This window comes from Dolichospermum circinale AWQC131C (assembly GCF_000426905.1).
GTDB lineage: Bacteria > Cyanobacteriota > Cyanobacteriia > Cyanobacteriales > Nostocaceae > Dolichospermum > Dolichospermum circinale.
Map to the genome: position 1 here is coordinate 130,215 of NZ_KE384623.1, position 10,225 is coordinate 140,439.

Annotated in this window: 9 protein-coding genes; 2 read left to right on the forward strand and 7 right to left on the reverse strand. The window is 37.2% G+C overall.

From position 1 onward, the window contains the following. The 3 genes from zds to ACIR131C_RS22870 all read right to left on the reverse strand — a co-directional run. A partial coding sequence (zds, locus tag ACIR131C_RS22865) for a 9,9'-di-cis-zeta-carotene desaturase (protein WP_035372164.1) occupies nt 1-1,451 on the reverse strand: 1,451 nt, incomplete at its 3' end. 75 nt (nt 1,452-1,526) lie between these two features. Beyond that, nucleotides 1,527-1,697, reverse strand: coding sequence for a ribbon-helix-helix domain-containing protein (locus tag ACIR131C_RS0114905; RefSeq protein ID WP_071604823.1), 171 nt, complete (start codon nt 1,695-1,697; stop codon nt 1,527-1,529). Between the two features lie 295 nt (nt 1,698-1,992). Next, a complete protein-coding gene (locus ACIR131C_RS22870; protein ID WP_051347575.1) occupies nt 1,993-2,865 on the reverse strand; it encodes a Uma2 family endonuclease in 873 nt (290 codons plus the stop codon). 163 nt (nt 2,866-3,028) lie between these two features. Here ACIR131C_RS22870 and ACIR131C_RS0114915 point away from each other — a divergent pair, with 163 nt between their 5' ends. After that, a complete protein-coding gene (locus ACIR131C_RS0114915; RefSeq protein WP_028090848.1) occupies nt 3,029-3,970 on the forward strand; it encodes a glycosyltransferase family 9 protein in 942 nt (313 codons plus the stop codon). Nucleotides 3,971-4,153: 183 nt separating this feature from the next. Here the strand turns inward: ACIR131C_RS0114915 and ACIR131C_RS0114920 are convergent, their stop codons facing one another. After that, nucleotides 4,154-4,642: a CRR6 family NdhI maturation factor gene (locus tag ACIR131C_RS0114920; RefSeq protein WP_028090849.1), complete on the reverse strand. Its 489-nt coding sequence runs from the start codon at nt 4,640-4,642 to the stop codon at nt 4,154-4,156. A gap of 152 nt (nt 4,643-4,794) precedes the next feature. Between ACIR131C_RS0114920 and ACIR131C_RS0114930 the strand changes: the two genes are divergently transcribed. Beyond that, nucleotides 4,795-6,486 carry a DUF3685 domain-containing protein gene (locus tag ACIR131C_RS0114930; protein WP_028090850.1) on the forward strand — a complete coding sequence of 564 codons (1,692 nt, stop codon included), beginning with the start codon at nt 4,795-4,797 and terminating at the stop codon, nt 6,484-6,486. 115 nt (nt 6,487-6,601) lie between these two features. Here ACIR131C_RS0114930 and ACIR131C_RS0114935 read toward each other — a convergent pair whose 3' ends face one another. The 3 genes from ACIR131C_RS0114935 to ACIR131C_RS0114945 form a co-directional block, all read right to left on the reverse strand. After that, nucleotides 6,602-8,041 carry a dihydrolipoyl dehydrogenase family protein gene (locus ACIR131C_RS0114935; RefSeq protein ID WP_028090851.1) on the reverse strand — a complete coding sequence of 480 codons (1,440 nt, stop codon included), beginning with the start codon at nt 8,039-8,041 and terminating at the stop codon, nt 6,602-6,604. 129 nt (nt 8,042-8,170) lie between these two features. Then, nucleotides 8,171-9,268, reverse strand: coding sequence for a threonine-phosphate decarboxylase CobD (gene cobD / locus ACIR131C_RS0114940; RefSeq protein WP_028090852.1), 1,098 nt, complete (start codon nt 9,266-9,268; stop codon nt 8,171-8,173). Between the two features lie 26 nt (nt 9,269-9,294). Beyond that, nucleotides 9,295-9,579 (reverse strand): HU family DNA-binding protein, encoded by a 285-nt coding sequence (locus ACIR131C_RS0114945; RefSeq protein ID WP_028084828.1) that lies wholly within the window; start codon nt 9,577-9,579, stop codon nt 9,295-9,297. Nucleotides 9,580-10,225 lie beyond the last annotated feature (646 nt).

Here is a 10,225-nt window from a genome sequence, read left to right on the forward strand (position 1 = left end):
TACTTCTTCAAACTTTCCAGAATTGCTTTAGCTGCACGTTGTCCAGAAATTGTTGCTCCTTCCATGCTATCAATATAATCCTGTTGGGTGTAACTTCCAGCTAGGAAAAAGTTAGGTATGGGTGTTTTTTGATCTGGACGGTATTCATCCATGCCCGGTGCTTCTCTATACAAAGATTGAGCCAATTTAACCACGCTGTACCAAGTCATGTTTAAATCCCTTGAGGAGGGAAATAGTTCATGGACTTGTTTAAGCACGTGGTTAGCGATCGCTTCATTGCTTTGTTTAATAAAGGGATCTCCCGGTGTTAACACCAATTGTAATAATGAACCTTCCCCAGGACGATAATAATCTGCGGGGCTAGTCAAGGCCAAATCAGCAAAACAGGAAAAATCTGCATCACCAGTGTACAATAGATTGTCTATTCCCACGGCTGCGGAAAGCTGTTTACGTTTTTCCTGATCTTCTAGTTCTGTCACCCAACCATCAAAACGTAGCTGCACTGTAGCGACGGGGACAGCATCTAACTTATAAATGTTATCAAATTCTGGCCATTTCCGCCAGGCTTGGGGTAAAACTCGTTGGATTCCGGGAACATCACAAGCGCAAAGATAAGCATCAGCGGTGATCAATTCTTCTGTATCACCTTGAGCAACTAATATACCAGTTACGCGGGTTTCTGCTTCCCCAACCACATTAGATTCAGTAGACTGAATTTCTCGTACTTGACGACGAGTGTATATTTTTGTGCCTCTGTCTTCTAAATATTTAACAATAGGTTTATGTAAATATTCGGAAGGTGAACCTGCCAACATTCGCAAAATTGAAGCCTCGGTTCTGACAGCAAAAAACTGGAAAATTGTCAACATACACCGGGCAGAAATATTGTCACAATCTATAAATCCCAGTGCGTAAGCAATAGGATTCCATAGTCGTTTAATGCTACCTTTACTGCCTCCGTGACTATAAAACCAATCGGAAAAGCTGATTTTATCTAATTTGCGGATAGTTTTCATTGCTCCGTCAAAGTCTACTAAACCCTGTACTATTGGGCTAGTACCCAAAGCGATCGCATTTTGTAGTTTATCCTGTAAAGAAAGTTGAGAAGTGGTGAAAAACGCTTTTAATCCATTGAAAGGCGCACCTGTAAAGAAACGAAAATCTAAAGCTCCTGTTTTTCCGCCTTTATTGATAAAAGTATGACTATGTTCTTTAATGAGTAGGTTTTCTCCAGCGCCAACCTTCTCCATTAATGCAAACAGATTGTAGTAGCAGCCGAAAAAAACGTGCAGCCCCATTTCAATATGATTGCCATCATTATCTACCCAACTGCTGACTTTGCCACCCACAAAGGGACGAGACTCGAAAATTTCTACTTCACAGCCCCTATCTACTAAGTCTACCGCAGTTGATAACCCAGCAAGTCCCGCACCCACAATTGCAACGCGCATTCCCTCGTTCCTTGTTCAATTTCTTTACAAATTGTAACTGAATTAGTGTGGGAATTTGCTGGGAATTGATAATTTTTAATTGTTTGTCACCTCTTCCCCCTGGGGTAAACTTCTAATTAGTTCCCGAATTACATCTGTTGCTGGTCTCCCTGTCTGTTGACAATATTTTTCTAGTTTTTCTGCCTCTTGTGTTGCTAGATTAACTGTTATCCGTTTAACGGCCCATTTTTTATTTGTCATTATCATGCACTTAGCTGTATGTTAACTTGATTTCGAGAGTCTGGGAACTCAAAACAGGAATGATACTATGAGAGTAAGTCTGAATTAACAAAGTAACAAAAAAATTAATTTTCTTAAAGATATTCAGTTTGTCAACTAGTGATCAAAATCAAACCAGAATCACCTTGGTTACATAATGGAATCTATCCCACCAATAATATTTAAATATTGTGGTAGGATAGATGCGGATGGTGGTAAAAGGTCTACAAAACGGCTGAAAATAAACCTGTTGACGCTCCCGTCTGACGCAGAGGGTAATTTTTTACTCAGGGGATAATCCTAAAGCCTGGGTAATTTGCTCTAAACTCAAACCCATTTCTAATAATTTGGGTATAGCCTCTTTCCTGGCTTGTTCTGCTTGTTCAGCCCTTTGACGTTCGGCTTCGGCTTTTTGACGTTCGGCTTCGGCTTTTTGACGTTCAGCTTCGGCTTTTTGACGTTCGGCTTCGGCTTTTTGACGTTCAGCTTCGGCTTTTTGACGTTCAGCTTCTCCTGGTAATAAAACTAAATTTCCTGCTTGGTCATAAAATCTTAACCAGGTGGTGGTTTCTCTGGTTAATGTTCCGTCCCAATTTCCTAACCAAAATCCTAAAGTTTCGCACCATAACCAACCTTTTTGATTAGCTTGTAAAGGTTGATATGTTGAATTACTATTTAAACTCCAACCTTGTAATGAGTTGGGATTAAAAGGATCATAAACGAAATAGTCTCTAGTTTTAAATGTGTTTTGATAAAGATTCTTTTTGGGTCCTAAGTCTACATTTTTAGTGGAAGGAGACATTAATTCAATGATCACATCTGGATAGCGTCCTTCTTCTTCCCATACTACCCAACCTTGACGGGATCTATTACCATCAACATTCAGGACTGCGAAAAAATCAGGACCTCGAAAATCGTTGTTTTTAGCTTGCTTACTGCTGTAATAAATAAACATATTACCACCAGTAAAGAAATCATTGCGGTCTGACCATGCTTGTTCTAGGGAATCAATTAAAACATTCATGGCTATGCGGTGACGGTTACTTTCCAAGGGAACTCCATCATCAAATATTAAATCAGTTGGGGGTGGAGTGGGTTGCCAATCAGGAACAATTTCTACTGGGGGAGTCTGGTTTTCAGGAATGTTAGTTAACATAAGACAACCTAAGAAAGTTTATTCAATATGGCTATTTGCTGATACAAAAATGTTAACATAAGTCCCAGGTTGTTAAAAAGCTATCTTTTACTTCTGACTGTTAATTTTCATTACCTAACCTATATTCTCCTAAAATATAAAACGATAAGCGTTAATAAATATTATGCGTGTAGTAGCTCTTGTACCTGGTTCAATTGATAACCAAATTCTTTTCTTTGCCACTCTTGATGATCTGAAGCGTTATTATCCTCACGCACAGATAGATGTTGTTGTAGAACCTAAGTCAAAGGCTGCTTATCGGGTAAGCAAGTCTGTTCACGATGTATTAACTTTTGATTACAAAGATCGTAATAGTCTAGCTGATTGGGGTAACTTCGTTGGTATGATACGCGATAGAGAGTATGATGTTGCTATTATCGTCGGACAAAGTTGGTTTGTAGGTTTCTTGATGTGGTTGACAGGAATTACGACGCGCATTGGCTACCAAGGACAAGGTGCGGTTTTTCTGACTGATCGAATCGCGCCAAATCTATCCCAGTATGTAGCAAAGACGTATCATGATTTACTAAAACCTTTCAAAATTGATACTGATTGTCCAGCTTTATCTGTAAATGTGCCTAAAATAGATATTGAATGGGCGCAAGGTGAACAAAAACGCTTAGGAGTAAGCGAAACAGGTTTTATCCTCATTAATGGTGGTGGAGCTAGTTTAGATACAACTTATCCTGAAGAAAATTGGCAACAAATTATTGAAGCTTGTCAACAAAAACAACCGGATTTACCTATTGTGGTCATTAAAGAAGCCAATAATCAGCCTTTAGTCAAATCACTTTTACAAAGTTGTGACAATATTCAAGTTACTTCCCCCGAAGATATTGGCAAATTAACTGCTATAATTGCTGGTGCTAGTTTAATGTTGTCTGTAGAAAATAGCTACCTGCAACTGGGTGTAGCAGTAGAAACATATACAATTGCCTTGCTTAATTCTCCGGAATCATTAAAATTATTACCCACCAGTGAAAAAGTCTTGACTATGACCTCACATACTGGGAAAGTAGCGGATATTTCACCCCAAATAGTATTAGAAAAAATTTGGGGAGGTTGAATATTATCAATTCTGGGTTTTGGATTTGGGATTTTGAATCTCAAATCCCAAATCACCAATTTTATCAAGGAGATGTCTAATAAGTGTTATCAGTGCTGCATAATGGGAGTAGGAATTATATTTCGCACCAAATAGCAAAGGAGCAAAGTTTGAGATTTTGATTTTGTCTTTTTGATTTTGTCTTTAGGAGTTACCTTTTTCAATCATTTCAAAGAAAGCATCATCTAATTCATAACCCAAAACTTGTGCTAAAGATTTCAGTCGAGATGGACTAACAATATCTTGTTTGTGCAACCAATCACTTAAAATAAATATCTTCTGCATCAAGAATATTTCTAAGGCTTCTGGGTTGTATTGGATACCTTCTTTCGAGCTAAACTGATGAGGTACTAACATGGCCGCATAACGAGCTAATTCTCCCGCTTTCCAGTCTAGCAAAAATGGCAACCACGGATATTTAGCATCGAGACGGACAAACCACAGTCTGACCTCTGGAATTTCCGATAGTTCTCGTGGATCATTTGCGACTCGTTCATAATTAATGTCTAAACGCAGTTGCTGTTCATAGGAGGAAATGTTTCCCTCTTGGAGTAATGGTTCAATCACCATTAAAGCAGATGACAGATCCAAATTATAAATGGAGTCGTTGTTGAGGATGATTGTGATGGTCATAACCGTTTATTTTCTGGCTCAACAGTGGTGAAAATCCAGATTAGCAGCTTTTTACCCCCTTGAGATGGACATTTACAGGAATTTTCTCCGCAAATTGTCAGGAGAACAATAATCATGCCAAAGATCTTGCCAACTTTGATATTATATGGCCAATGAGCGATCGCCTTTTACAATTGTTATTAATTGATCCCGATCCAATTTTTCGTCTCGGACTAAAGGTAACATTGGAAACTATTCCCAATTTACAAGTCATAGCAGATGTTCCCTCAGATACTTCTGCCTTAAAGGTTATAGCGGAAATATTGGCTGTTAATTCTCAGCAAATTAACTTAATAATTTTAGCATTAAATAATGAGCAGTTAGGAGGGCAATTCTGTAGACAGCTAAAAACTTTATACCCTCATATACCTATATTACTTCTAACTAGCACATCTCAACCGGAACTAATTATATCCGCCAAAGCTATAGGAATAAATGGCTATTGTCCTAAAGGGGTCTCAATTTCTCAATTAGCCCCAATTCTTGAGCAGGTAGCCAATGGAGGTTATTATTGGTTTGAAGATGGAAAAATATCTAATTTTACCTCATTTTCTCTAGCAGGTAAGTTGCGAAATCAGTTACAAAATTCAGGAATTAACTATATTGATGATACTTTATATCAAGTTACAGAACAATTAAAATTACCGGGAATAACGCTATTAAATAAAGCAATTTTAGCAGGACAAAGACGGGAACTTTTAGCGGCTCGTTGGTTTGTTAGCAATTTATTAAAATTACCACACAAAAGGCAGAATTTACCACCAGAAGAACCTATTAATCAAGTAATTATTAAATCAGAGACACAACCTTTAATAAATATAACACCTGAAGTGAGTTCTCAACAATTACAATCTGAATTATTAACATTATGTTTAAATAAACTGAAATTTGCTTTAGAAAATCTCACAGATACACCTTTAGAGATTGATATTCTCCGAGAAGATAAAAAGCGAGAATTACTTTATATCATCCTTCATAAATTTTTTCAACAGTTGGATGAAATTCGGAACTTTAATTTTAATAAAAATCAAATATTTAATTTAAAAGAGCAGATTTTAGTAGATTTATGGGAATTTAGTATTACGGAATTTTTTGGTAATTACTCCCGTATTAGTTTGGATAAACAAGAGATAAACCTAGTTAAGTTCTTATTAGATAAAACCACAGATATACAAAAAGAGATAATTAAAAAAGTTCCATTATTTGGGGATTTTTTATCCTATCTGCTACTATTCACAAATTTATATATTGATAATGTTTCTTGTCCCTTTGGTAGTAAAGAAGCTCAATCTCAAGCATTATTAATTTTAGAAAATTTATTGATTCATATAGCTAATAATGTAATTCAACCATTATTAAATAACTTAGCAGACGTTGAAACAATCAAACAAAACTTTTATCACAGACAAATGATTTCCACGAGAGAAATTGAAAGATTTAGAAATAACTTATCTTGGAAATACCGATTAAATCAATATATAAATGAAGCCCAAACAATTTTTGAAAGTCGTTATGAATTATTTGTTTTTGCACCTCGTGGTATTGCTAAAATATCAATTTATGCTCCTCGTAACCAAGAATTAGCGGAACTTTCTGGTATTCCGCTAGGAGTGACATTAATGCTAGAATTTCGAGATGCTATTACTCCCCGTTTACAATCATTATTAGGGTTTTTAGGAACTGGAATTGTTTTTGTACTGACTCAAGTTATTGGCCGGGGTTTAGGTTTGGTTGGAAGGGGTATTTTACAAGGAATTGGTAGTGTTTCTTTGACAGAGAAAGGACAACGGAAAAATAGAGAATAGGGTGAAAAATAGAATCAGATTTTAAGAATAATTGACCGCAGATAAACGCAGATAAACGCAGATAAATACTGATACTTGAGTTTTGCGTAAATTCTGATAAATTATGAATAATACACTATAAATTCCAATCACGACGAAAATTAAAGAAACTTGCTAATAATTCTTGAACAGCATGGTTTTTATTAATTCTCTGTTTATGCCATTCTCGTGCTGTGGCGATGAGAATTTCTGATAAACTGGGATAAATGGGTGATAATTTTGCTAAATGCTGAATTTTGATATTTTGGTTTATTGCTAAACTAATTATATTAATCAATTCTCCTGCTGCTATTCCTAAAATAGAACATCCCAATATTTTACCATTTTTAAAAACTATTAATTTACAAATTCCTGTAATTTGTCCTTGAATTTGTGCGCTTGTAGCTGTTTTAAAATATTGTTTAAAAACTAAAACTTGATTTTGAGGATATTGACTTTTTGCTTGAATTTCTGTTAAACCAATTTGTGTTACTTTAGGATAGGTATAGATTCCCCAAGGAACACAGTGATAATTAACTTTTAATCTGGGAAAAAATAAGGCATTTTTTATGGCAATATTAGCCTCATAATTACTAAGATTCTGAATATTATAACCCCCAATTACATCACCACAAGCATAAATACGATGATTTGTCGTTTGTAATTTTTCATTGACAATTAAGCGGTGTTGACGATATTTTATTCCCACTGTAGATAAGTTCAAATATTCTGAGTTTGGTTGTTGTCCGGTAGCAATGAAAATTTCATCAGTTTCTATGGCTTGATTTCCTGCTTGTACCCATTTTTGATTATCTATATGTCGAATTTGAGTTACTTTCGTTTGTGTTAAAACACGCACACCATTAACTTCTAATTGTGCTATTAGTAATTGATTTATTTCGGGGTCAAGATGAGGAATAATACTCGATTTTTTCACTATTAAAGTAATATTACAACCAAACTGGGCTAAAATTTGGGCAATTTCTATACTTTGGGGAATACCACCAAGAATTACCCAATTTTTAGGTAATGTTGTTTTTTCTAAATAGTCCCAAATATTGGTTAAAGTCAGATATTCAATAGTATCTAATCCAGGAATATTGGGAATTAAAGGACGTGAACCATTAGCGAGTAAGTAAGTGCGACTATACAACCGTCTTTCATTAACTATGAAACTCAAGGGAGAAGATTGAAATTGACCATTACCAACAATAATATCAACTCCTTGGGCTGCTAAATTAGGAAGGGAATTGATTTGAGTCAGATTTTTGGAAACAGAAATAGCATAGAATAAGGACTTTTTCCAGTTCAGAGATATTGTATTTTCGTCAATTCCTAGATTTACTAAATTACGAGATTGTTGGGTAATTTTACTAATTTCATTCAGTACATATTGATGATTAAAATAGTAGTTATGAGAAAAATTATCGCTGACAATTAAAGCCACTTTTGCATTTAACCCAGTAGCATTTAAAGCGGCTTGGTATGCAGCAATAGTGTCACCAAGAATAACTATATCGTAATCAATATTGGTCATTGGTCAGTTGTCAATTGTCAGTGGTTAGTTGTCATTTAGCTAGATGTTGTGGTGCGGGCATCTTGCCCGCTAAGACTGTACTTCATGCAGATGAAATTCGCTGTGAATGTAGTATAGTTTACCCACCTGCTAAAATTCTGAGTTTTTAATTTCTTTCAGGGCTGTTAATAGACGTTGGTGATCAGATTCAGTACGGACAGCGACGCGGAAAAAACGATCACCCAATTCTTGAAAACTTAAACAATCACGAATTAAAATCTGGTGTTGCTGAAGTAATTTTTTTTGTAACTGGGAAGTAGACTGCTGACATTGTACCAATAGGTAGTTAGCAGAGCCTTCTAGGGGGGTGAAACCAGGAATTGAAGCTAACCCTTGGAATAGTTGATTTCTCGCCGCTGGTAGCCATTTCCAGGTGCGATTTTGAAATTCTGTATCTTCGAGAGCGGCGATCGCTGCCTTGGCTGCTAAAATATTTACAGGCCAGGGATCTCGCCATGATTGCCATTTGGCTAGACGCTGGGGGTGAGCGATAGCATAACCTAATCTTAAACCTGCTAGACTGTAGAATTTTGTAAGCGATCGCAAAATCACTAAATTCTCATATTCTTGCACCAATTCAATCAGACTTTGTTCCTCATCAGGGGGTAAAAAGTCCATAAAAGCCTCATCCACCACCACCAAAGCAAACCGTTTTAAATACGGTAGGATAGAGTCCCGTGAAAATAACTTTCCCGTCGGGTTATGAGGATTATTCAGGAGTAACCCATATTCCGAGGTCAGAAATCTGAAATCTGGAAACAGAGAAATATTCTCCTTCTTAGGTAGAGCCTTTATCCCCGTTCCCAAATCCAGAGGAAACTCCAGCACTTTAGCATTATAAGCCGCCAGAGTGCGGTAATAATCCCCAAAAGCCGGAGTCAGTATAACGGTTGCTGCTAATTGCGCTAATTCTCTACCAACCAGAGTTAATAATTCTGCTGAACCATTACCTGGCAAAATCCAATCAGCAGCTATTTGATGAAAGTGACCCAGAGCCAGTCTGAGTTCACTATATTCCGGGTCAGGATAATGCTTGAGATTATCCAGTTGGGACATAATTGCTGCAATGACGCTGCTAGGCGGTCCCAAGGGGCTGATGCTGGCGGAAAAATCCACAATAGCATCCGGGGAACAGCCAGCTAACGCCGCCGCCCAGGCTAAATTTCCCCCGTGTGCTGGTTGTGGCATCAAAAATACTCTCCCTAGAACAAAACTTACTCTTTTGGGGGTGCTACTCTTTCTCTAAACTGTTTCCCAGCGGAAAAAGCGGGAACTCTGGTAGCGGGAATTTCCATTTTTTCGTTCGTTTTGGGGTTACGTCCCTCACGGGCTTTGCGTTCCCGTGATTCAAAAGAACCAAATCCCACTAATGTCACCTTATCACCAGAAGAAACCGCCTCGACAATGGTGTCTATGGCAGCAGTTAAAACAGCATCAGCCTGTTTCTTGGTAACGTTAGCTTTTTCCGCCACTGCATCAATTAATTCGCCTTTGTTCATATCAGACTCCTAAAGTTTTACCAGATATTCTTTCAAGATGCACCCTTTCGCATCTTTACGTAAATTTCTGCTTGTACAAATACAAAAATCGTTCCTAGAGAGTATTTACACTCAAAACCGCCGTAAATCCCATTGACTCGACTTTTCAATGAATCATTCTAAGGTGTTGTAGCCCGAAGTGGATAGGTGAAACTATTAATTTATATAGATTTCAGGATTTTTTGTGTTTTTTACCTGTTTTTTGTAGTTAAAACACCCTATTTTCATAAATAAATACTTAGTAGTGGTAGTCCTGAGTCCTTAGTGCTTGGGAAATATCTTCTCCCTCTCCTCCCCTTCGTCCCCTACTCCCTTGGTTTTGCTCAACTCTTCCCAGGTTAACTTTTTCTCCTCTATGAGCATAATTCTGTTGGGAATCATCCCAAACCCTTATGTTTACATATTAATATTTTATCAAACTCTTGTGAGGTGGGCATCTTGCCCGCGCCAACCTACTTACATATTAATATTTTATCAAACTCTTGTGGGGTGGGCATCTTGCCCGCCCTATAACTATCTTACCCGCCCTATAACTATCTTACCCGCCCGATAACTATTTTGCCTGCCCGATAACTATTTTGCCTGCCCGATAACTATTTTGCCTGCC

What these genes read in the sequence shown, in the direction of transcription:
- ACIR131C_RS0114935 (WP_028090851.1), bottom strand. Translation starts at nt 8,041, where the DNA reads ATGACCAATATTGATTACGATATAGTTATTCTTGGTGACACTATTGCT.
- ACIR131C_RS22870 (WP_051347575.1), bottom strand. Translation starts at nt 2,865, where the DNA reads ATGTTAACTAACATTCCTGAAAACCAGACTCCCCCAGTAGAAATTGTT.
- ACIR131C_RS0114905 (WP_071604823.1), bottom strand. Translation starts at nt 1,697, where the DNA reads ATGATAATGACAAATAAAAAATGGGCCGTTAAACGGATAACAGTTAAT.
- cobD (WP_028090852.1), bottom strand. Translation starts at nt 9,268, where the DNA reads ATGCCACAACCAGCACACGGGGGAAATTTAGCCTGGGCGGCGGCGTTA.
- ACIR131C_RS0114915 (WP_028090848.1), top strand. Translation starts at nt 3,029, where the DNA reads ATGCGTGTAGTAGCTCTTGTACCTGGTTCAATTGATAACCAAATTCTT.
- ACIR131C_RS0114920 (WP_028090849.1), bottom strand. Translation starts at nt 4,642, where the DNA reads ATGACCATCACAATCATCCTCAACAACGACTCCATTTATAATTTGGAT.
- ACIR131C_RS0114945 (WP_028084828.1), bottom strand. Translation starts at nt 9,579, where the DNA reads ATGAACAAAGGCGAATTAATTGATGCAGTGGCGGAAAAAGCTAACGTT.
- ACIR131C_RS0114930 (WP_028090850.1), top strand. Translation starts at nt 4,795, where the DNA reads ATGAGCGATCGCCTTTTACAATTGTTATTAATTGATCCCGATCCAATT.